A 22,147-nucleotide genomic window follows, 5' to 3' on the forward strand; every position below is an offset into this window, starting at 1 on the left:
ATGCTCGACATTCTTGTTCTCGCCGCCGGTAAAGGCACACGCATGCGCTCGGACTTGCCCAAGGTGTTACACCCGGTAGGCGGCAAAGCGCTGGTGCAGCATGTGGTGGATACCGCACGTCAGGTAGGTGGTGACCAGATTTTGATTATCGTCGGCCATGGTGCGGAAAAAGTGCAGCAACAAATGGCCGCGCCCGATGTGCAATTTGTATTGCAAGCGCAACAGCTGGGTACCGGTCATGCGGTACAGCAGGCGTTACCACAGCTGCGCAATGATGCGACTGTGTTAATTCTCTACGGCGACGTCCCGCTCACCCGCGCTGAAACCCTGCAGAAATTGATTGCCGGTGTTAACGACCAACAAATGGGTCTACTCACCGTCAATATGAATGATCCGGCCGGCTATGGTCGCATAGTGCGGGATCAAAACAACGCAGTAATCGCCATTGTTGAACACAAGGACGCGAGCGACGAGCAGAAAAAAATTCGCGAAATTAACACCGGAATCATGGCGGTGAGAGCCAGCCACTTACAAAAATGGTTACCGCAATTGCAAAACAATAATGCCCAGGGCGAATATTACCTCACCGATATTATCGCCATGGCTAAAGCCGATGGCATAGCCATTCATGTTGAACAACCTGCTGCGGTTGAAGAAGTGGAAGGCATCAACAATCGCCAACAACAGGCGGCGCTGGAGCGCTTCTACCAAAAACAAAAAGCCAATGAATTGATGGTCGCCGGCGTTACCCTGTTGGATCCCGCGCGCCTGGATATTCGCGGTAACCTAACCGTTGGCCGCGATGTCGTTATCGACGTGAATTGTGTGTTTGAAGGTGAAGTGGTGTTGGGTGATGGCGTAGTGATTGAACCCAACTGCGTGATTATCAATAGCAAGATTGGCAACAACACTCACATCAAAGCCTTTAGCCATATTGAAGAATCAGTCATGGCGGCAGACTGCGATATAGGCCCTTACGCGCGCTTGCGTCCGGGTACCGATTTGGCCGATAAAGTCAAAATCGGCAACTTTGTCGAAACGAAAAAAGCCGTGATCGCCAAAGGCAGTAAAGTGAATCACCTCAGCTATATCGGCGATGCCAAAGTCGGGAGTAAAGTGAATGTTGGTGCCGGCACCATCACCTGCAATTACGACGGGGTAAATAAATTCAAAACCGAAATTGGCGATAACGCCTTTATCGGCTCCAACTCGGCGTTAGTGGCACCGGTAAAAATCGGCGCTGGTGCAACAGTGGGTGCCGGTTCAATTATCACTAAGGATGTTGAAGCCACTGAACTAGCCATCGCGCGCGCGAAACAGCGCAATATCCAAGGTTGGGAACGGCCCACCAAGAAAAGCTAATTGACGGGGCCAAGTGCCCCGTTTGCTTTTTGAGGGCCATCAAAAGGGAAAATGAGTAAAGTTATAAAAAGGCCCTGGTAAATTGGTGTAGATGACGATTGGAACCGTTATTATTCGGCAATTAAATCAGATAATTAATAAGAGCGATTTATGAGCCAGACCAAATTCCCGTTATCCAAACTATTTATCGGCCTGACCCTGACCGGATTAATCACTGCCTGCGGCGGCGGCGGTGGCGGTGGTGGTTCAGGGAATGTAAAACCGAGTTCCACACCGTTGGCCAGTTCGAGCAAAGCGCCGGCAACTTCGTCAACGGCAATGACTTCCTCCGCAACGCCTGCTTCTTCGTCCGTGGCTCCGGCAACCAGTTCCTCGGTTGTTGCCTCGTCGGCAGGTGGATTGAACATCTCTAAATTTATTACGGTAGATCAGTTTGGTTATCTACCGAATGCAAAAAAAATTGCCGTTTTGCGTGACCCTCAAACCGGTTACGACGCGGCGCAAAGTTTTACTCCCAGTGCGAGCCTAAGCCTGGTGGACGTTACTTCCGGAACAGTGGTTCTGACTGGTACAGCACAAAGCTGGAACTCGGGTGCGACCCATACAACCTCGGGTGATAAAGTCTGGTGGTTTGATTTTTCCTCGGTCACTACGCCCGGAACCTACGCCGTAGTCGATAGCGCACAAAACCTGCGTTCACCCAGCTTCACGATCGGCAGCAATATCTACAAACCGGTATTGCGCCACGCCTTCCGTACTTTCTTTTACCAGCGCGCCGGCTTCGCCAAAAATCAGCCTTTTGCCGATGCTGGTTGGACCGACAGCGCCAGCCATTTAAAGCCCGGTCAGGACGCCGAAACGCGCCTTTATGATGTGAACAATAAAACCACCGGTGTCGCGGGTACTGAAAAAGACCTATCAGGCGGCTGGTTCGATGCCGGTGACTTCAACAAGTACACCAACTGGCACGCTGATTATCTAATCAATCTCCTCCACGCCTATCTGGAAAACCCCGCTGCTTGGGGTGATGACTTTGGCCTGCCGGAGTCGGCCAATGGCGTGCCGGACATTATCGACGAGATCAAATGGGGCATGGATTGGCTGAAGAAAATGCAGCAAAGCGATGGTTCTGTTCTGTCGATCCAAGGATTGAGTCACGCCAGCCCACCCTCCGCTGCCACCGGTCGCAGCTTCTACGGACCGGCAAGTACCTCAGCAACCCTGAGCAGCTCAGCGGCATTTGCGCTGGGCGCAAAAGTGTTGGGTGATCTGGGAATTAGCGACTACCCCGCTTACGCCGCCGATTTAAAAACCCGCGCTGAAACCGCCTGGACCTGGGCCGATGCTAACCCGTCGGTCATTGTGAATAACAATTCCGGGATCTACGCCGGCTTGGGTGCAGGTGATCAGGAAGTGGATAACAATGGCCGCGCCACCAAGAAAACCCGAGCGGCTATCTACTTGTTTGCAGCTACCGGTGGCGCTGCCTATCAAACTCAGGTCACCGGCAACTATGGCGATAAAGCCAATTGGGTGGATATCTGGAATGAAAATGAACTCATGTCATGGCTTTACTACGCCAATCTGAGCAACGCCGATGCGACCCTCGCCAACAAAATTAAAACCCAGTACGCCGGTGCCATGAATGGCGCCGCGAACTTACCTGCGGTGACCAATAACACTGACGCTTATCGTGTCTATTTAGGTGGAGATGGCAACTTCACCTGGGGCAGCAACCGCTCCATGTCGCGCAAGGGTACCAGTTTCACCAATCTCATCAGCTACAAAGCCGGCAGCGCAGACGCCACTCAGGTAAACAACGCGGCCCTCGCTTATTTGAATTATCTGCACGGCACTAACCCGCAGGGCATGGTGTACCTGTCCAACATGTACAGTCTGGGTGTGCACAGCTCGGTCAACGAGTTCTACCACACCTGGTTTACCAACGGCAGTTCGCAGTGGGACAGAGTCGGTACATCCACTTTTGGTCCGGCGCCCGGGTTCCTGGTGGGTGGCCCCAACCCAACCTACGACTGGGACAGCAACTGTACTTCGGCCAACCCTAACTCCGGTTGCGGCAGTGCAGCGCCCAATCCACCCAAAGGCCAACCGGCGATGAAAGCCTACCTGGATTTCAACACCAGCTGGCCACTCAACTCCTGGCAGATCACTGAAAACCACAACGACTATCAGGTCGCCTATCTGCGCCTGTTGTCCAAGTTTGTAAATACAGCAAATTAGTTGTTTGCGGAGGGCATACCAATGCCCTCCATCTCCCCTCATAATCCCACCCCGGTATTTTGATTTTCCAGTCAGGGCTGATGTGATAGAAACCAGCGTTATCTCCCATATTGATTTTTTTATCCGCTACGCCTGTATCGGGCAATTGCTGCTATTGGTCGCGTATCTGTTTTATAGCCCCTATCGCTCGCAATCTACTTTTCGCGCGCAAATTATTCCGTTGATCCTGGCACTGGGTGTTGCTGCTTATTTACTATTGACCGCGCCTTACTCGCCGCGCCCACAGGGGTTCATCCGCAATATTCTGTTGATGTTTACCCACACCATGCCGGTATTTTTATGGCTACACGGCCAACAATTATTCGATGACGAATTCAAATTACAGTGCTGGCCAATTCTTGGAAAAGCAGCTGTGGTGCTATTAGCGGGTTTTTATAGTTATGTTTTCTTGATTCGTGGCGGTGGTGGTTATCTACAAATGACAAGCCATGTTATTGCGTTGGTGTTTATCGTGCATCTTCTGGCGAGAGTGATTATGACCTGGCGCAATGATTTGGTAGAGCAGCGGCGTGTCGTTCGTTTTTGGTTTGTGTTGCTAGTGGGTTTATTTTTTCTGATGCTGGATCTGGTCGAACTCAGTAATACGCGCTTGAATCGTCACCAAATTTTTATGTTGATGAATTCTTCCATATGTTTAATCGGAACCAGTATTACCGCCGCGTTGCTATTTAGCCGCGCCCTATCAGCAAATCCAGCATTTCTACCAGATACGCCACCAGAGACTCGGCGCTACTCACGTTTGACTGCGCAAGAAAATGAACTCGCCAAAAAACTACGCCGCTTTATTGAGGATGGCGGTTACTTACAATCAGGTCTCACTATCAGCAAACTGGCTGAGCAATTGAAATGCGCGGATCATCATTTGCGTAAACAGATTAACCAATCCCTGGGTTACACCAATTTCAATGCGTTCCTCAATCACTACCGAGTCGACGCGGCGCGCAAGCGCTTGGTGGAAACATCATTACCCGTACTCACGATTGCGTTGGATGTGGGGTATGGCTCCATCGCTTCTTTTAATCGGGCATTTAAAGAGATAGCAGGAGTCACGCCGACGGCATACCGAACGCAAGAGCAAAACACGCTTCAGCCTGAAAATAAATGAATACTATTGCGCATTTTTAAAATTGATTAGATTTGTTTGAGTTTGATAAGCCATTTTTCACATCTTCTACCAGAGTGTGTTTTTTAAAACAAACGAGGGTGAAAAATAATGCGCAATGTCTCTTACCAAAAAATTGCCTTGCTTGCCTTTACCCTGGCATTTATATGGCTGGCCTGGCCGATTTACCAATTCCTCGCCTACGAAGGCAAAGTGCCTATGTGGTTCCCAACCGATATAGCGGCACCGGATACTTATCCCCAAACCACCGCGTTTTCCACGCATCCGCAATCCTCAGCCGCGTTGCAATTACTGGCTCAACACCGCGAAAAAATTCATGCTCCGGCAATCTCTGCTGCCGTGGCGGTGGATGGAAAAATCGTTTGGGCGGGTGCGGTCGGTTGGCAAAATATAGAGCACCAAAAACCCGCGACTGCCAGAACGCAATTCCGCATTGGCAGCAGTTCCAAACCAGTGACCGCAACCTTGCTGGCCAAATTATTTCAGGAGAGAAAAATAGACTTGGATAAACCCATATCCTTTTACGTACCAAATTTACCCAATGCACAGTGGAACACTATTACCCCGCGCCAGCTAGCCTCTCATTCAAGCGGTCTACCCGATTATTTGGATAACTATGGTGATCTTTGGGGCATGTACTTTCTCTTTAAACTCGATAAACGCTACACCTCGGTCCGCGAGTCACTCGAGGTGTTTGACGATACCGCGCTGCTATTTGAACCGGGCAGTCAATTTCACTACACCAGTTTTAATACGGTATTACAAAGCCTGGTGCTTGAAGCGGTCGCGGGTGAACCGTTTCTCAAGGCGATGCGGCGCAGAATCTTTAAACCCCTGGAAATGAATTCAACAGGTGTTGAATACGAATTTTCCCAACCTGATTCGCTGGCGACATTTTATTGGAACGACGGCGGAAAATATCCGGCGTTCCGTCTGGGGCAAACGGTGGACCTAAGCCATAGACTCGCCGGGGGCGGATTCATATCCACCCCCTCGGATATGGTGAAATTGGGGTCAGCCTGGTTGGATGAAAAATTTATCGCCGCTCAAACCCGCCAAGTCTTTTGGCAACCGCAGAAATTAACGGATGGCTCGGTCAACCCACAAAAATACGCACTCGGCTGGCGCTGGGCTGAATATGACGATGGCAAAGGCATCATCAAAAATGCCAACCACGGTGGTGTTTCGCGCGGATCACAAAGTTGGTTGATGGTCATTCCTGAACAAAAAATGGTGGTCTCCATCATGATCAACGCCAATGTGGAAGAATTCTGGAATTTTGGGCAGGTAAGCATGCCGCTCGCCCGGTTGTTCTTCGAGCATTAATTTCTACCCGACCGAATCCAAATCCCCTATTCCCCACGTCTAGAGAGTCAGTGGGTGAGTACATTGATCAAACGGGGATGAAACCTATGAACACCACTGGCAATCACATTTTGGGTAAGGGTCTGGGAATGCTGGCGATTTTGCTGAGTCTTCCAGCGTTGGCCACCGAGGGCGAACGGCACATAAGCCTGCAGCAGGATGTCGCCGCCGCCGAGCGTGTTCGGATTGAAGTGCCGGCGGGTCAGCTGGAGATTGTCGGTATCTCTGGAACAGACGTGATCGCGGAGGTGACCGCGGTTTGTCATGAGCAAGACGATCGAGCCTGTTTGAAATTGCTAGCGGATCTCGCTTGGCAGAAAAAAACGGGAAGTACCGCTGAATTCATGCTGATGCCTGCCAGCATTACCGAATTTAACCAGGTGATGCTCAAAGTGAAAATCGGTGTACCGCGCGATAAAGTCTTGGCTGCGCATTTGAGTGCAGGCGAGCTTTCGATTTCCGATACTAGCGGTTGCCTGAACGCCGACCTCAACGCTGGCCAAATCAATATTACACTTGCGGAAGACCAGCTGGCATCGGCGCAGCTAAGTGCCACGGTGGGTGATGTGAAGCTCGCAACACCGAAGAATAAACCCGTCTCCGGTCATCGCTCGCTCTTGGTGGGCGCGCAGATAGACTGGAACAAAGGCACCGGCAGCTGCCACGCCAAGGCCAGTGTGCTCGCAGGGGAAGCCAAACTGACGGTTAATTAGTCAATTAAAACTTGCCAATAACTTTCGAACCGCTACAATATCTTTCAAATCGAAACTTATTGGCAAGTTATCATGACCAAACGCAACACCCAGCAGCGCCGCCGCGCGATCATTGAACTGCTTAATACCAGTGGTGAAGTGAGTGTAGAAGCCCTGGCGGAGCAGTTTTCCACCTCGGAAGTCACCATTCGCAAGGACTTGGCCGCGCTTGAGTCCAATGGTTTACTGCTGCGCCGCTACGGTGGAGCAGTGCCAGTGCCGCAGGAATTGATGACCGATCCGGTCGAAAAAGTTTCAGTTCGTAAGCAAACCATCGCCAAAGCCGCCGCCGCACTTATCCGTGACCACAACCGCATTATCCTCGACAGCGGCAGCTCCACTACCGCCGCGCTCCTACCCGAATTGTCTGGCAAGCAGGGTCTGGTGGTAATGACCAACTCCCTCAGCATCGCCAACGCATTGCGCGAACTGGAAAACGAACCCACGATTCTGATGACCGGCGGCACCTGGGACCCAAAGTCCGAAGGCTTTCAGGGTCAGCTCGCCGAGCAAATCCTGAGCTCCTACAATTTCGATCAGTTTTTTATCGGCGCTGATGGTTTGGATCTGGAGCGCGGCACAACTACATTTAATGAACTCTATAGCTTGAGTCGGGTGATGGCGGAAGTCGCGCGCGAAGTCATCGTCATGGCCGAGTCCGATAAGATTGGCCGCAAAATCCACAACCTGGAATTGCCTTGGAGTGCCATCAAAGTGCTAGTCACAGACGCCGGTATTGATCCGAAAGACAAACAAACATTAGAACAACAGGGTGTGCAAGTGATTTGCGCAACTCATTAAAAGCCCAAGACCAGATTCAAATTCGTAAAAAATTATTTACAACTACTAAACAGCTCAAGGAGTAAATCATGTGTGGAATTGTTGGCGCCGTAGCGCAACGCGATGTAGTGGATATTCTGGTGGAAGGATTGCGCCGCCTGGAATATCGCGGATATGACTCAGCCGGTGTGGCAGTCGTTAGCAATGGTGCACTTCAGCGTGTGCGTCGGTTGGGAAAAGTAAAAGAATTATCCGATGCGGTAAACGCGGAACCTATTCCTGGTGGCACCGGTATAGCGCACACGCGCTGGGCAACTCACGGTGAGCCAAGTGAGCGCAATGCACATCCACATATTTCCAAAGATCACATCGCCGTAGTGCACAACGGTATTATCGAAAACCACGCGCGCTTGCGTAACCAACTGCAAGAAGAAGGCTATGTATTCACTTCAGATACCGACACCGAAGTGATCGCGCATCTGGTACAAAAAGAATTAAACGCTACCGATAGTTTGTTGGCTGCCGTACAAAAATCGGTAAAACAATTACACGGCGCCTATGGCACTGTGTTGATGGACAAAAACGATCCCAGCCGTTTGGTGGTTGCGCGCTCAGGCTCACCGCTGGTAATTGGCTTGGGTATTGGCGAAAACTTTATCGCCTCTGATCAGCTAGCCTTGTTGCCGGTAACTCGTCGCTTTATCTTTTTGGAAGAAGGCGATGTGGCAGAAATTACCCGTCACAGCATTAAGATTGTTGATAAAGACGGTGTCGCCGTGGAGCGTCAAGTACACGAATCCAACGCCAGCTACGACGCCGGTGACAAAGGCCAATTCCGTCACTTTATGCTCAAAGAAATTTATGAGCAGCCCAATGCGGTATTGAATACGCTCGAAGGTCGTTTGAGCAGCGAATCGGTAATGGATGAAACCTTTGGCAATGGCGCCGCCGAATTATTTAAAAAAGTGAAACACATTCAAATCGTCGCCTGCGGCACCAGCTACCACTCAGGCATGGTCGCGCGCTACTGGATCGAATCCCTCGCCGGTATTTCCTGCAATGTAGAAATCGCCAGCGAATTCCGCTACCGCAAATCTTTTGTACAGCCCAACAGTTTATTGGTTTCTATCAGTCAATCGGGCGAAACCGCCGATACGCTCGCGGCTTTGCGCTTGGCGAAAGAAATGGGTTACCTCGGCAGCCTCACTATTTGCAACGTTGCGGGATCTTCCTTGGTGCGCGAATCGGATCTCGCATTTATGACCCGCGCCGGTGCTGAAATTGGCGTGGCCTCCACCAAAGCCTTCACTACGCAATTAGTCGGTTTGGCGATGTTGGTATTGGCAGTTGGCAAATACAACGGCCTGACTGCAGCGCAACAAAAAGAAATGGTCGCTGCGCTGAAAAATCTTCCGGCGAAATTGGAAGAGTCTTTGGCCTTGGCTCCAAAAATTGAAGCACTCGCCGAAGAATTTGCGGATAAACATCACTCACTGTTTTTAGGTCGCGGCGATCAATACCCCATCGCAATGGAAGGCGCGCTCAAATTAAAAGAAATTTCCTACATACACGCGGAAGCCTATGCCGCCGGTGAATTGAAACACGGCCCACTGGCATTGATCGACGCGCACATGCCAATTATTGTGGTTGCGCCTAATAATGATCTGTTAGAAAAATTAAAATCCAACGTCGAAGAAGTGCGCGCACGCGGCGGTATTCTTTATGTGTTCGCCGACGAAGACGCCAGCTTCGAATCCGATGCCACCATGCATGTGATCAATGTACCTCACATCCACAGCTGGCTTGCGCCGATTCTCTACACGTTACCGCTACAGTTGTTGAGCTATTACGTGGCGATTATTAAAGGCACAGATGTCGATCAACCACGCAATTTGGCGAAGAGCGTTACAGTAGAATAATTTTCTACAAAAGCCGACAGTGCTTTGTCTTTTTAAAATAATTAGTGATACTTTAAAATAAATGGCGATACTTTAAAATAATTGGTGATACTAACCCAGTAGTGACCTATATTTGATCAAAATAGGTTGCTACTGGGTTTTTTAATGTCCAAGAATCCCGAAAAAACTAAGGAAATCAAAGCTAAAGCAGAAAAGCAGATAGCTTCGCGTTTAGCTAAAGGCGCTGGTTCAGGCGCTGGAAGAGCCTATAAACCCTATTTGACCGTCAGGGATGTGAACTCCAGGGGAAGGTATAATCGCTCGCCTAGCGTTACGGTGGGTCGCGTTCACCAGTTGCTGTCCGACCTTGAATACCATGTATTGTTAATGCTGGACTGGGATTCACAGGTGGTCGATATCCGCGAACAATTTCCGGTGCCTCTTGAGGAATCACAAGCTATTGCACGTGAGATGGGGATAGCTCACCTGAGCTATCAAGGTACAGACGAAGTCCTTACCACAGACTTTCTTGTTGATCTGAATATCCAGGGTAAAACTATTCGCAGGGCAATATCTGCGAAATATGCCGAAGAACTTGATGATCCGCGTGTACTTGAAAAAATGGAATTGGAACGCCGCTACTGGGTCTCCAAGGGCGTACAGTTTAACTTGGTAACAGAGCTGGAAATTCCGGCATTACTTCAAAAGAACGTAAAGTGGTTTCATCCCTACATGAATCACTTTGATTTGAGTACCCCTGAGCAACAACAAGAATATTTTAAAATATTGCTCGCAGCTATTAATCAGTCCCCTTCACAAAAAGTTACCGCTATAACCACCCGATTAGATGACGAATATAACATCGAGCCAGGTACCCACCTGTCTTTACTAAGACAGTTCCTTGCCCAGCGAGCTTTCTACTTTGATCTTGAAGCTTTGACGATTGTGAACCTGAGAGCAAAAGATCTTACTCCTTCACATTTTTGGCTCGAACAGGATTATGAATATGCTGTTGGTGAATGATGTCTATGAATTATCGGGTCACCGCTATCGCATTTTATGGAGCGAACCAAAGACAATCTATTGGATAGATATAGACGCTGAAAATGCGTTGCCTCAACAAGTAGAGCGTGCGGTTCTAGTTGAACACCTTGCTAATGAAGAGATGCGCTGGATCGACGACCCTTTTGAATTATTTATCTTGAACCCAACCAAGCAATCTCAATGGGCGAAAAATATTCAGAAAAAAGCGTGGGAAATGGTGGAGCCGTATGTTACTGACGAGCCTGCTATTTATGAACGTGGTTCGCGCGGCAAGATGATCCAAGCGATGGTTGCAAAGCATGAGACCACTAAAGCATTGGTATACAGAAAACTCAGAGAATATTGGCAACGTGGCAAGAATCCCAATGCGTTGTATCCAGATACAACCAATAAAGGAAGTCCGAACAAACCTAAAGCTATCACCGATAAAAAACGCGGACGTCCTCGCAAAGTAGCACTAGGCATTGGTACCAACATCACAATAGAAATAGAAAGAATATTTCGTACCGTTATTAAGGTCTATTACTTAACAAAAGATGGAAATACTGTTCAGTTCGTGTACCGCAGAGCATTGTTTCTGCTTGGATTTGATAGCACTAAGAAAAACAACGAAGAGCAGCTCGCCGAGGCTCCAACCTATGAACAATTCTATTACTTTCTCCAAAAAGAAGTGACAGAAACTGAAAAAATTAAAAAACGACTCGGCGAGATTATTTATCAGAAAGACTACCGTCCTGTCTTGGGGTCATCGACGGCAAGTGCAATGGGTCCTGGCAGCCTATACCAGATCGATGCAACGATTGGTGACCTTTATTTAATTGATGAAGAGACTCGCAGCGTTATTGTTGGTCGTCCGGTAATTTATATTGTGATCGATGTATTCAGCCGAATGATTACTGGTGTGCACGTAGGATTGGAAGGGCCATCATGGGTAAGTGCAATGTTTGCATTAGCAAACACCATGTTTGACAAGGTGCGATATTGCGCAAGTTACGGTATTACTATCAATCAAGACGAATGGCCAGTCATTGGTAAGCCTGAAGCTATTCTTGGGGATAAAGGTGAGCTAATAGGAAAAGCTGTAGAAGTGCTTTCCGAGGCATTATTTATTAACGTCCAAAACACTCCATCGTTCAGAGCAGATTGGAAAGGCATTGTAGAACAACAATTTAGAACACTGCAGGCTGACTTTAAACCTTACGTTGAAGGTTACGTCACTAACAACATCGTTAAAAAACGTGGTGGTTCGGATTATCGACTGGACGCCGAACTTACACTAAGAGATATCACTCGCATCATTATTAATTGCGTCATTATTTATAACACCACACATGCAATGGAATATTACGATCCTGATCGCGATATACCAACAAATCTGCCGCTTATCCCGTTAGCGTTATGGAACTGGGGAATACAAAATCGTACGGGCAAACTTAGGGGAGTCAACGAAGAACTGGCTGCTGTCAACTTAATGCCCCATAAAGAAGTATCTGTCTCCGAATTAGGCTTGAATCTGTTTGGTTGCTATTACAGCGCCGCTATCGCGGTTAAGGAAGGATGGTTTGAAAGGATTAAAGGAAAATCAATGAAGGTCTTAGTCGCTTACGATCCACATTGCACGGACACTATTTACTTTCGTCCGGATGGCAAGTACGACAAGTTCATTCCCTTTGAACTAACCGAACGAAGTCGAGCTTTTCGAGGCTTAACATTTTGGGACGTATGGAGAATTCAGGAAGAGCAAGCCAAAACAGGGGCGAGGTCGAAACTCACGAAGTTGAAGGGTGAATTAACGCGCGATAAAAAAATCGAAGAGATCGTTGAGGAAGCTCGGTCAAAAAACAAAGACATGTCTCACCTGCCAAAGTCTCAACGAACAGCCAACATCCGGGAAAACAAGAAAAATGAAATTGATGTTAATCGTGCCCGAAACGGCGTGATGCCGCCACAATCGAAACGAGAAAAGCTTCCAGTTAAAAAAGATAATGTGGTTTATCTGTCAGGCGAAAAACTACAAGATTATAGCGTCCCTAATATGCTGGATATCATTTACGGTGACGATGATGGAAACTGATGTAAATGAAATAGAAATCGCTAAATACAAAGATCACGGATTACCCGAATACACCGATAACCCTTTCATCAGCGCATTACCGCTATTGAAGGATTTGCAATCAGTTCTTAAGGGCATGGTAGTACCACCATCATTTGATGAGAGGGAACTTAACCTGGATTGGCATCAGAGAATTCATGCGCTGCAAAGATTAACCCACCAGTTTTTCCAGCCGAGAGTACAGCATGGTGTGTTAGAGCAGAAACTTAGCGTGCTGATTCGTCAAGGGTATATTGGCCGGAACCCTGCTACAGCAGCTTTCAAGAAACATTTAAACAATGGCTATGACCGGATTGTTAACAAAGATATTAACTTAACAGTAAGAAGAGAAGTTGAATCTACTGCAGTCGGTTTTTCCATCATAGGTTTGTCTGGCTGTGGCAAAACTAAAGCAGTGCAAAAATGTCTTGAGACGTATCCCAAAGCAATTTTTCATCCTGACCTCCATGTAATTCAGATTCCTTGGTTGAAACTCGAATGTCCACGTAATGGATCATTGACCGAACTTTGCTATAACTTTTTTCGTGCTGTAGATAGTCGTATAGGCACCCAATACTTTAATACTTACTGTAAACCCAGAGTAAGTGTAGATAGTTTGATCGCTGAAATGGCCCAAATCGCGAACCTTCACGCAATAGGTGTGTTGGTTATAGATGAGATCCAGCATCTAAGTAAGAAGCGATCCGGAGGCGAGGAGGCAATGTTGGATTTCTTCGTAACCTTAACTAACTCTATAGGAGTGCCTGTAGTATTTGTAGGTACACCTAAGGCGCGAAATCTTTTTGCAACAGATTTTAAAATCGCGAAACGCACTACAGGATTAGGTAATGTCTTATGGGATCGCATTCCACAAGATGACGAATGGAATAGATTAGTGAGTTATATTTGGAAGTACCAATGGTTGCGCAGTAAGGGAAATTTAACGCAACAAATAACGGACACTCTTTATGAATTGAGTCAGGGAGTGATCGACATCTTGGTGAAGCTTTACGTTTTATCGCAGTGGCGCGCAATGATCCTCGGCAAGGAAACATTGACTGTTGAGCTAATTAAAAAAGTTTATGAGGACGATCTGCAACCGGTTCATAAAATGCTCCAAGCACTTCGCAGTGGAAATCCCGAAGAAATAGTTAAGTATGGTGATTTGGTAATGCCTGAGGTGGAGGCCAAGCTTCTTCAGGCACTGCAACAGCAAAAATATTTTGCCAATGATATTGAGCAATCAATGTTGCCGCTGGATAACGACAAAATCAATACCATTATGGCTGCTGCTGAATTACTTGGAATTAATAGGGATATCGCTGTCCCGCTTATAGAGGCAGCTCTAAAAGAAGATCCAAATCTGGACACTATGCAAGTTGTTCACAGAATGCTGAATCTTTTGCATTCGACCCCAACGCCACCTAAAGTAAAAAATCCCTCAAAAAAACCGCAAGTTTCCCTATGGGATCAATTACAAGAAAACGATATCCGTTATATTTATAGCCAACGGAGAAATTCGACAATGCATGAAGCACTAAAAACAGCAGGCATAATTGCTGCTGTCAGCGATTGCCTAAAGGTAAGCTAAGTGCTGGGGTATTTCCCGGTACCCTACCCAGACGAATTGCTTTACAGCGTTATAGCCAGATATAAACTACACCAAGGTATTGTATCGGACAGGCAGATCGTTAACGATTTGTTTGGCTCCCGAAACGTGGCCGCCGTCGTCGATTTTCCGGGACATTTATTGGATCTGGAACAGAAAACATATCACCTGACACACATAGCAGCAGACCAATGGTTAACGAAGCATAGTCTCTATCCTGCGTACAAATATTTCCTGCAAGCAGACCGAAACGAAAAGGTTGTCCAGTCAGTACTAATGGGCAAGGCTTGGGATGTTCACACCAGAACAGGGGTTTCTGCATCAAACATCAAAGTCCCGAAATTTTTAAGACTCTGTAAACATTGTTATCGTGATGAGTTGGAGTTGTTCGGTGAACCTTATTGGCACCGGCTACACCAGTTATCCGGTGTAATGGTATGTCCAATTCACAAAGAGTATTTGTATGAAACGGATGCCTTGTTTCGACCACAGGGTAAGTATGAATTTTTTCCTGCAATCAATGCCAGCCTAGTCAGAAAGATTCCGCTAGATTTGACTGCGAAGCAAAAACAGAAACTGATGCAGTTAAGCCAGCATATTAATGAGTTGATAAACCTGGATGAAAGCTATTCAATCTCGCATGAACAATGGTCAATGTACTATCGGCAGCTAGCGGAATCGAAAAATTTTACAGTTGGCAAGCGAGTCGACCATGATGAAATTTCAATTTACATGGAAAATTACTGGTCGTCCTGCTTACTGAATATTTTGGGCTTGGCGACTGATAATTTCTATTGGGTAAAGAATTTATTTCGTAAGCATAGGAAGAGTTTTCATTACCTTTACCATCTAGCAGTTTGGCAAGCGATGGGGGAAATCTCGCCACAAGATGCTGTAGTGTGTGCTTGCCATCTTGTTCCGAAACTCCAGAAGCAAGAAACAAGTAAATTTAAAAGCAATCATCCAGCTCTCGCGATGAAACGTAAAGAATGGAAATTGGCTATCGCAGCGAATCCATTGCAAGGGATAAAATGGTTGAGGACTTGTGGCGGCTTTTGTGCGTTATATGCTTGGCTTTACAGAAACGATCGCTACTGGCTGCAACGAAATAAACCTGATTCTGTATATAGGTATGAGAAGCGGCAGCTTATTGACTGGAAAAGGCGTGATAACGAAATGGTGAACCACTTGAAGCACCTAAAAGAGGTAGGTAGCTTGAATAACAAGAGTGGGAGATGCAGTATGTCGTGGCTGATTCAGCAATCTGGGCGACGGTCGCTACTTGAGAAAAACCAAGATAAGCTTCCATGCTCAATCAAATTTATTAGTCGGCTGGCTGAATCACCAGAAAGTTATCGTAAAAGACGAATCGACCAGGCTATCGAAGAGTTATTCGCTAACCATCAATCACTAGAGACTTGGGTAATTCTACGTAAGGCTGGTATAAGAAAAGAATACCAAACACCATCAATCATTAAATATATTAATAAATTAAAAAGGAAATTATCTCTTGGCGTTACATACATCATTCCGCAAAGTACCTGACCAAGCAAAATTGATAAATATTGGAAACTGCTTTCGCTATCCTAAGGGCAATTGGAACATAGCTTGTGAGTTTTTACTGCCTGATGAGAATAAGTCTAAAATTGCTCTTGCTATAGAAGCATTACCAGCACTGGCAGTTGGTCGTATTTACTCAAAAGAGAGAATTACCAGACCGGGCTCCAGTCTCGTATCAATTGATCTTCCCCCCTTTGCTGAATGGTCTATTCAAACCCTCGCAGACTACGAAAGTTTTACGACCAGAAATTATTTACCTAAAGAATATGGAAGCCAACTGCTTTTCAGGTTTTCATATAATCGGTACTACGTTTGGATACCTTGTATCGAGTTGGCAAGAGTTTTGTTTTTTAAGACAACCTTAATTACAAGGGCCGCCTTTTATGAATCGAATTTAAATCGCTTAATTGATGTGGATATAGATAATTCCCATGCACATGTTCGTTTACACGAGGAATATCCGCACAATCTTCTTGATATCAAGGCGCACCAAAGTTATCTCGCGTGGCTTACTTTAAATCCTGGGGTTATGAATAGTTACTTGTCAATTTATAAAAATCTTCTGGAAAAATCTGTAGAGCAACCGAGCGCAAGGATGTGGCTTTTCCAGTTCGAGCCATTCGAAATGGATGGCGTCTTCATTCGGGCGCATACACGAACTTACGGTAAAAATATCTTGGTAGATGAGATTTCAAGTGTCGCCAAATTGCCTATGACTGATCGATTTCACACGGTCAGTTTCCATCATCCATTAGATGTTAAATATGAAAAAGAGACCAAATCAAAAGATAACAAAAGGTCCGGTAACACGAGGACGAGAGAGGCGTTTGACCCTGAAATTAGAGATAGCGAAAGTCCATCGAATTTAACTAGAGCGAAAATACTGGATGTTCCTAAAGGCGCTTTATATTTCAATGAGATATTGAATACACAGCGTGTCTTCAATATCCAAGTGGTCGAATTAGGGAAAAACGATGAGCAGGCCAAAAAAGAAAAGGAAATAAAGAATAAAACATTGAGTATATTAGGAGGAACAGGACAAGGTCGTCATAAATCAGCAGATTTCAAGACACAAGATGACGCGGCAACATCGAATATTGGATTCTTTAATTATATAAGAATGATCCCTACCGCCAACTTCGGACAGTTAACTAACATACATTTTTTGCCTCAAAGCGCTCGGGGCTAACAAAGCCAATAGCGCTGTGACGGCGGTAGCGATTGTAATCCACTTCGATATATTCAAAAATAGATTCGCGCGTGTGCTTTCCATCTAGCAATGGCTCGCCGTGAACCAGCTCAACCTTAAGTGAATGAAAGAAGCTTTCCGCACACGCATTGTCCCAGCAATCACCCTTGCGACTCATACTCTGTATTAGCGAATATTTTTCCAGTAAATCCCTAAACGCATGCGATACATATTGGCTGCCACGGTCACTGTGAACAATAACGCTTTTTGGGAATTTTCGTCGCCACAACGCCATCATCAATGAATCACAAACCAATTGCGCATCAATATGTTTGCTCATCGACCAACCAACAACTTTTCGAGAATATAAATCAATCATCACGGCCAGATACAACCAACCTTCTGTAGTTTGAATATAAGTAATATCGGTCACCCATTTTTCATTAGGTTGTTGCGCAGAAAAATCTCTAGCCAACAGGTTGGGCGCAACAGGTAGTGTATGATTGCTGTCCGTAGTCACCTTGAACAGCTTGGCCGCTTTTGCAATTAACCCCTGCCGTTTCAGGCTTTTCCGAATGGTTTTTATGTCGAGCGGATTATCTTGCTCCGCCAAATCATAAAAAATCCGATCCGCGCCATACCGGCCTTTTCCAGCCTCAAATGCTGCCTTTACCAACGCATCAATCGCTTCTCTTTGCTGCATGCGCCAACTAACCATTTCACGATTATCAAGCCAGCTGTAATACCCACTTCGCGAAACCAACAGAACGCGCGCCATCATCGCGATTGAATATAGCGCGCTATTTGTCAGCATAAATTCGTAGCGTTTTATTTTTGATGCTTCGCGAAGTAGGTAGCCGCCTTTTTTAGGATTTCAAGCTCCTCTGCTTGCTCGGCGAGCTGACGCTTGAGGCGTGCATTTTCAGCGGCGAGGAGCGATTCTCTTTCAACATCAGTACGGCTATTGTTGAGTGCGCTACGCCAACTGTAAATTTGACTGGCATATATGCCCAGTTTTTCGGCGGCTTCCGCTACGCTCAATCGTTCGGCCAGTTTAATGGCCTCACTTTTGAACTCGGCTGTATACTTCTTATTCTCTTTTGGGGTTGGTTTCTTGCTCATGGATCACCTCTGGAGTAAGTTTACTCAGTTTCTAAGGTGTCCGATATTCGCGGAGGGGATCAGAAAGGCATTAAGCTTAATAAAAAACGTTGAGCACTTGAGTGTTTCAGAGGTTCACGAAGAAACAGGCCTGATAGATGTCAAGCACGTCAGAAAGTTTATGTATATTAAACATCCTATTAAACGAGCATTTCTCTATGCGCAGTTAGAGATCGCAGGTGGTGACTGCATCCACTTGATCGAGATTGACCTCAGCGACAACCATCGGCTAACAACCTTGGCGTTTCGGCTGCAGGATGAAAGCTCTGTGGTAACTACAATCCAAACAATACTAGATGATTTGGTAAAAAAGTCAGGCCACTGGGATAGGGGAGACTGTAAATAAATCTGTGTAACTGTTTATCATTAACCTCATATAGGCAGGATAAACAGTATGAACAAAAAAGACCTTGAAGCCTTTGCGCGCGAAGCAGCAAAGCACATGAAGACTGAGAAAGACCTGAGCGACTTCAGTCAAATGCTCACCAAAATCACCGTTGAGGCAGCTCTCAACGGTGAACTTGATGCCCATCTTGGCTACGAGAAACACCAAAAATCAGGTGCTGCCAATAGCCGCAACGGCTACACCACCAAAACCCTGAAAACGGAAGACGGTGAGATGGAGCTCAAAACGCCGCGTGATCGCGAAGGCAGCTTTGAGCCGCAGTTGGTGAAGAAACACCAAACCCGCTTTACGTCGATGGATGACAAAATACTAAGCCTCTACGCCAAGGGCATGACCACCCGCGAAATCGTAGCCACTTTCAAGGACATGTATGGTGCAGACGTCTCTGCTACTCTTATTTCCAAAGTGACAGATGCTGTTATTGAGCAGGTCGTCGAATGGCAATCGCGCCCGCTGGATTCGGTTTATCCTATTGTTTATCTCGACTGCATCGTGGTAAAGATTCGCCAGGATAAGCAGGTTATCAACAAATCCATTTACCTTGCATTGGGCGTTACCATGGAGGGCCAGAAAGAATTATTAGGCATGTGGCTCTCGGAAAATGAAGGCTCAAAATTTTGGCTGGGCGTGCTGACGGAGCTACAGAATCGCGGTGTTCGAGACATTTTGATCGCATGCGTTGACGGGCTAAAAGGGTTTCCGGAGGCGATTAACGCGGCCTTTCCCGAAACGCAGATTCAACTGTGCATCGTACACATGGTACGCAACTCAGTGAAATACGTGCCGTGGAGGGACTACAAAGCCGTTACGGCAGACCTGAAGCGAATTTACCAATCCATCACTGAAGAAGAGGCACTGCTGGCGCTCGCGCAGCTCGGTGCGCGCTGGGATGAAAAGTACCCGCAAATTAGTCGCTGCTGGCATACCCATTGGGAAAATATACGCACCTTGTTTGCTTACCCTGAAGACATTCGTCGCGCAATTTACACCACCAACGCGATTGAATCGCTGAATAGCGTAATCCGTCAGGCAATCAAAAAGCGCAAATTATTTCCAACGGATGAATCAGCCAAGAAAGTGATTTTCTTGGCAATCCAGGATGCCTCCAAAAAATGGACTATGCCCATTCGCAATTGGAGAGCAGCGCTCAATCATTTTATGATTGTGTTTGATGAGCGATTGATGGATTATCGTTGAGCTGGCAGTTACACAGAATTTTTTACAGGCTCGCTTAGGGACAGCTTGCAACGCATGACGCTAATGCATACATGCATTCATCACCCGAGGGAACTTAATGATGAAACACCCGACTCTGCATTTCAGAGTTGGGCGAATCGTATTGCATCGGAGTTTTAATATAGATTCTGCTTGTGAAGAACTCTTGAGCCTTGCAGGATTATCTATCCAGAAAATATCTACTAAACTTTTGGAAAAAAATAGCATCCCTGAGTATCAACACGTAAGCTCTGCATAAAACTTATTAATCCTTCCTTAACACTTTCGAAATCATTCTTTGTTGATTTCCCAAAAACAATACTAATTGCTGTATCCACACTTGGTTGGCTACAGATTTTATCTGAAATATTTTTAAATGTATTAGATATTGCAATTATGAATATAGCTTCTTCTAACGAGAGTATTCTTGCCCAGAGATTTTCTATTGGCAGATCCCCAATTTTTGATATGGCTACCAATGCTCTCTTATCTCCGCTAATCAATTTATCATCTACTTGCGTCGCGAGAGCAGCTAATAAGGTCTTTTCTCCGCTGTCTAAGTTAGGATGATTTAAACTTAATATAGGATTAGCAGCATTAGATGTAATTACTACCTCAGTAGCATTAGTCACCAATCGAACTGCTGCTGATACTGCTTGTGATGTGCCCAGTTTTCTTAATGCCTTCGACTTGTCGACAAGATGTAACCCCAACTGATACTTAAGTTGAGGAAGGATAGCTAAATCGGATTCCTTACAGCCTAATCCATGTATTAACTCTGCTATCAAATTATATTGAACGAGCTTTTTGGCTACGTCGCTGTCTAATAAATAAAGCAATCCATCACCTTGAAATTACTATATTTTGCATTGATAGAAGATATGATTGGTTCTCTTCACTCAATTGTGTTAAGTCAACATTTGATAAAAATTCAGATTTGACAATATTCAATGCATCATTAGTTTTAGGTATAAAAGCAATCGCTTGAGTGGCAATGACCCACTCATGTGTTTCATAAGCATATGACAGAATAATGTGTCCAGGATCAACGTTGATGGATTTGCTAAGTTTTATTGCATTGACAGCTAATGTTGCAGGTGAATCCGGTCGGCCCAATAAGCCATATGGGATTTTATTAGCTCCTCTAAGAACTTCTAGCGCAAATTCGTCTGCTTCTCTTTCTTCAATATCCTGACGAGCTTTTTTATCTCCACTAATTTTCTCGGCAATAGAATCAAGATCTTCATCAATCAATGTTTCGTTTTCTTTGACATGTTTTTTCTGTAGATGCCCCAACTCGTGGGATAAAATAAATAGCTGTTTAGCATGTTGATCATTTTTGTAGCCTAATATGATTACCGGCCTATCTTTTATGCGAGTGACCATTCCTGCCATTCGTTTCGCTTTCAAAGGCACGAAATCTAGTTGTAGAACCGGTATACCCGATTTCCAACAAAAATTAACCAATCCTGGAAAGTCCACATAGGGCTTTCCACTTGTTGCAATGATTTTTTCTCTTAATTGCGATGCGTTTTCTGGCAAAGGAATATATTGATGATTGATGCAATGTATTGCAATTGAGCCCAGTGCTCGCCCGAAGTTTGCTGATATTGTAAGCTCGGAAGAATCGGTGTCTTGTCGATGTTTAAATCGTGACTGTGGATTATTAGCACTGACAACTAATTCTCCGTTTGTTTCAAAGTGAACTAACAACCCTAATTTATTTTGCAGAATATTTGCGAATTGAAATAATCCCGCACTGGTTTTTAAGAGGGCGTCGTCCCACCAGTCAGGTAAAAACTTTCCAATTAATACCTTGGAGTAACCTGCTTTTTTTAGGGATTCATATGGTTGTTTAGCTGATAAAGGAGTCATTTTTTCTTTCATCTTTGCCTCCTCCATTAAGTTGCTTATATATTTTCACATATCTGCCCGCTTTAGAGCAAAAAGAAATCGGGATATTCGCCGTGCTTGAGATTCAGAGCCATCCCAAACTTCTGACAATGCTTTCATCAAAATTGCCGATGATGATGGGTCTGGTGATTCCAACTCGAAATCAATTGAAATATTTGCATATTTGCATAATGATTTTAACGTCTTCGTCACACGCTTTGGTTTCTCAAACAGGTTTCGATACACCTGACTTTGACCAATTTTGCTCATTTCCGCAATTTTTGTGCTGCTTTCAACCCCTTTTTGTGCAAAAAAGTGGCGCAGCTCCTCGACTATAACGTTTGGTGGTTTAGGCTTTTTCATGTTATTAATATTGCATATTTGCATATTAAGTTCC

18 protein-coding genes are annotated in these 22,147 nt (G+C 45.8%); 14 read left to right on the forward strand and 4 right to left on the reverse strand.

What is annotated here, in order from left to right:
* The 12 genes from glmU to D0C16_RS16840 all read left to right on the forward strand — a co-directional run bounded on the left by glmU (position 1) and on the right by D0C16_RS16840 (position 17,075).
* Positions 1 to 1,362 carry a bifunctional UDP-N-acetylglucosamine diphosphorylase/glucosamine-1-phosphate N-acetyltransferase GlmU gene (glmU, locus tag D0C16_RS16785; RefSeq protein WP_151033418.1) on the forward strand — a complete coding sequence of 454 codons (1,362 nt, stop codon included), beginning with the start codon at positions 1 to 3 and terminating at the stop codon, positions 1,360 to 1,362.
* Between the two features lie 150 nt (positions 1,363 to 1,512).
* Positions 1,513 to 3,603 (forward strand): glycoside hydrolase family 9 protein, encoded by a 2,091-nt coding sequence (locus D0C16_RS16790; RefSeq protein ID WP_151033419.1) that lies wholly within the window; start codon positions 1,513 to 1,515, stop codon positions 3,601 to 3,603.
* Positions 3,604 to 3,685: 82 nt separating this feature from the next.
* A complete protein-coding gene (locus D0C16_RS16795; RefSeq protein WP_151033420.1) occupies positions 3,686 to 4,768 on the forward strand; it encodes an AraC family transcriptional regulator in 1,083 nt (360 codons plus the stop codon).
* A gap of 108 nt (positions 4,769 to 4,876) precedes the next feature.
* The gene (locus D0C16_RS16800; protein ID WP_151033421.1) at positions 4,877 to 6,112 is read left to right on the forward strand and encodes a serine hydrolase; all 1,236 of its coding nucleotides are present in this window, start codon (positions 4,877 to 4,879) and stop codon (positions 6,110 to 6,112) included.
* A gap of 86 nt (positions 6,113 to 6,198) precedes the next feature.
* Complete coding sequence (locus D0C16_RS16805) at positions 6,199 to 6,864, forward strand: DUF4097 family beta strand repeat-containing protein (RefSeq protein WP_151033422.1); 666 nt, start codon at positions 6,199 to 6,201, stop codon at positions 6,862 to 6,864.
* Positions 6,865 to 6,936: 72 nt separating this feature from the next.
* Positions 6,937 to 7,704, forward strand: a complete 768-nt coding sequence (locus D0C16_RS16810; protein ID WP_151033423.1) for a DeoR/GlpR family DNA-binding transcription regulator — start codon at positions 6,937 to 6,939, stop codon at positions 7,702 to 7,704.
* 68 nt (positions 7,705 to 7,772) lie between these two features.
* Complete coding sequence (glmS, locus tag D0C16_RS16815) at positions 7,773 to 9,602, forward strand: glutamine--fructose-6-phosphate transaminase (isomerizing) (protein ID WP_151033424.1); 1,830 nt, start codon at positions 7,773 to 7,775, stop codon at positions 9,600 to 9,602.
* Positions 9,603 to 9,746: 144 nt separating this feature from the next.
* The gene (locus tag D0C16_RS16820) at positions 9,747 to 10,604 is read left to right on the forward strand and encodes a TnsA endonuclease C-terminal domain-containing protein (RefSeq protein WP_151033425.1); all 858 of its coding nucleotides are present in this window, start codon (positions 9,747 to 9,749) and stop codon (positions 10,602 to 10,604) included.
* The gene (locus tag D0C16_RS16825; RefSeq protein ID WP_151033426.1) at positions 10,582 to 12,699 is read left to right on the forward strand and encodes a Mu transposase C-terminal domain-containing protein; all 2,118 of its coding nucleotides are present in this window, start codon (positions 10,582 to 10,584) and stop codon (positions 12,697 to 12,699) included. Before D0C16_RS16820 ends, D0C16_RS16825 begins: the two co-directional genes overlap by 23 nt.
* Positions 12,689 to 14,308 carry an ATP-binding protein gene (locus D0C16_RS16830; RefSeq protein WP_225318729.1) on the forward strand — a complete coding sequence of 540 codons (1,620 nt, stop codon included), beginning with the start codon at positions 12,689 to 12,691 and terminating at the stop codon, positions 14,306 to 14,308. The genes D0C16_RS16825 and D0C16_RS16830 overlap by 11 nt, the downstream gene beginning before the upstream one ends.
* Positions 14,309 to 15,871, forward strand: a complete 1,563-nt coding sequence (locus D0C16_RS16835; protein ID WP_151033428.1) for a TnsD family Tn7-like transposition protein — start codon at positions 14,309 to 14,311, stop codon at positions 15,869 to 15,871.
* On the forward strand, positions 15,837 to 17,075 hold the full coding sequence (locus D0C16_RS16840) for a hypothetical protein (RefSeq protein WP_151033429.1): 1,239 nt from the start codon (positions 15,837 to 15,839) through the stop codon (positions 17,073 to 17,075). The genes D0C16_RS16835 and D0C16_RS16840 overlap by 35 nt, the downstream gene beginning before the upstream one ends.
* On the opposite strand, the gene D0C16_RS16845 is transcribed toward D0C16_RS16840, so the two are convergent.
* Positions 17,038 to 18,197, reverse strand: a protein-coding gene (locus D0C16_RS16845) for an IS3 family transposase (RefSeq protein WP_225318661.1) whose coding sequence is annotated in 2 segments (ribosomal slippage) — positions 17,038 to 17,942 and positions 17,942 to 18,197 — 1,161 coding nt in all. Because the reading frame shifts where the segments join, the coding sequence is not laid out codon by codon here. The genes D0C16_RS16840 and D0C16_RS16845 overlap by 38 nt on opposite strands.
* Positions 18,198 to 18,357: 160 nt before the next feature.
* Here D0C16_RS16845 and D0C16_RS24795 point away from each other — a divergent pair.
* Positions 18,358 to 18,582, forward strand: a complete 225-nt coding sequence (locus D0C16_RS24795; protein WP_370458225.1) for a Tn7-like element transposition protein TnsE — start codon at positions 18,358 to 18,360, stop codon at positions 18,580 to 18,582.
* A gap of 48 nt (positions 18,583 to 18,630) precedes the next feature.
* Entirely contained in the window at positions 18,631 to 19,839 is a 1,209-nt protein-coding gene (locus D0C16_RS16850) for an IS256 family transposase (protein ID WP_151031701.1), read from the forward strand.
* 221 nt (positions 19,840 to 20,060) lie between these two features.
* On the opposite strand, the gene D0C16_RS16855 is transcribed toward D0C16_RS16850, so the two are convergent.
* The 3 genes from D0C16_RS16855 to D0C16_RS16865 are packed head-to-tail and all read right to left on the reverse strand — an operon-like array spanning position 20,061 to position 22,137.
* A complete protein-coding gene (locus D0C16_RS16855) occupies positions 20,061 to 20,696 on the reverse strand; it encodes a hypothetical protein (protein WP_151033430.1) in 636 nt (211 codons plus the stop codon).
* Positions 20,697 to 20,700: 4 nt separating this feature from the next.
* Positions 20,701 to 21,744 (reverse strand): ImmA/IrrE family metallo-endopeptidase, encoded by a 1,044-nt coding sequence (locus D0C16_RS16860; RefSeq protein ID WP_191968526.1) that lies wholly within the window; start codon positions 21,742 to 21,744, stop codon positions 20,701 to 20,703.
* Positions 21,745 to 21,777: 33 nt separating this feature from the next.
* Positions 21,778 to 22,137 carry a helix-turn-helix domain-containing protein gene (locus tag D0C16_RS16865; RefSeq protein ID WP_151033432.1) on the reverse strand — a complete coding sequence of 120 codons (360 nt, stop codon included), beginning with the start codon at positions 22,135 to 22,137 and terminating at the stop codon, positions 21,778 to 21,780.
* Positions 22,138 to 22,147 lie beyond the last annotated feature (10 nt).

The sequence above is a fragment of the Cellvibrio sp. KY-GH-1 genome, assembly GCF_008806975.1.
Lineage (GTDB): Bacteria > Pseudomonadota > Gammaproteobacteria > Pseudomonadales > Cellvibrionaceae > Cellvibrio.

Bases quoted from the DNA above. Each gene is read 5' to 3' on its own strand.
- glmU (WP_151033418.1), top strand. From the start codon at position 1: ATGCTCGACATTCTTGTTCTCGCCGCCGGTAAAGGCACACGCATGCGC.
- D0C16_RS16790 (WP_151033419.1), top strand. From the start codon at position 1,513: ATGAGCCAGACCAAATTCCCGTTATCCAAACTATTTATCGGCCTGACC.
- D0C16_RS16800 (WP_151033421.1), top strand. From the start codon at position 4,877: ATGCGCAATGTCTCTTACCAAAAAATTGCCTTGCTTGCCTTTACCCTG.
- D0C16_RS16805 (WP_151033422.1), top strand. From the start codon at position 6,199: ATGAACACCACTGGCAATCACATTTTGGGTAAGGGTCTGGGAATGCTG.
- D0C16_RS16810 (WP_151033423.1), top strand. From the start codon at position 6,937: ATGACCAAACGCAACACCCAGCAGCGCCGCCGCGCGATCATTGAACTG.
- glmS (WP_151033424.1), top strand. From the start codon at position 7,773: ATGTGTGGAATTGTTGGCGCCGTAGCGCAACGCGATGTAGTGGATATT.
- D0C16_RS16820 (WP_151033425.1), top strand. From the start codon at position 9,747: ATGTCCAAGAATCCCGAAAAAACTAAGGAAATCAAAGCTAAAGCAGAA.
- D0C16_RS16825 (WP_151033426.1), top strand. From the start codon at position 10,582: ATGAATATGCTGTTGGTGAATGATGTCTATGAATTATCGGGTCACCGC.
- D0C16_RS16830 (WP_225318729.1), top strand. From the start codon at position 12,689: ATGGAAACTGATGTAAATGAAATAGAAATCGCTAAATACAAAGATCAC.
- D0C16_RS24795 (WP_370458225.1), top strand. From the start codon at position 18,358: ATGTATATTAAACATCCTATTAAACGAGCATTTCTCTATGCGCAGTTA.
- D0C16_RS16850 (WP_151031701.1), top strand. From the start codon at position 18,631: ATGAACAAAAAAGACCTTGAAGCCTTTGCGCGCGAAGCAGCAAAGCAC.
- D0C16_RS16860 (WP_191968526.1), bottom strand. From the start codon at position 21,744: ATGAAAGAAAAAATGACTCCTTTATCAGCTAAACAACCATATGAATCC.
- D0C16_RS16865 (WP_151033432.1), bottom strand. From the start codon at position 22,137: ATGCAAATATGCAATATTAATAACATGAAAAAGCCTAAACCACCAAAC.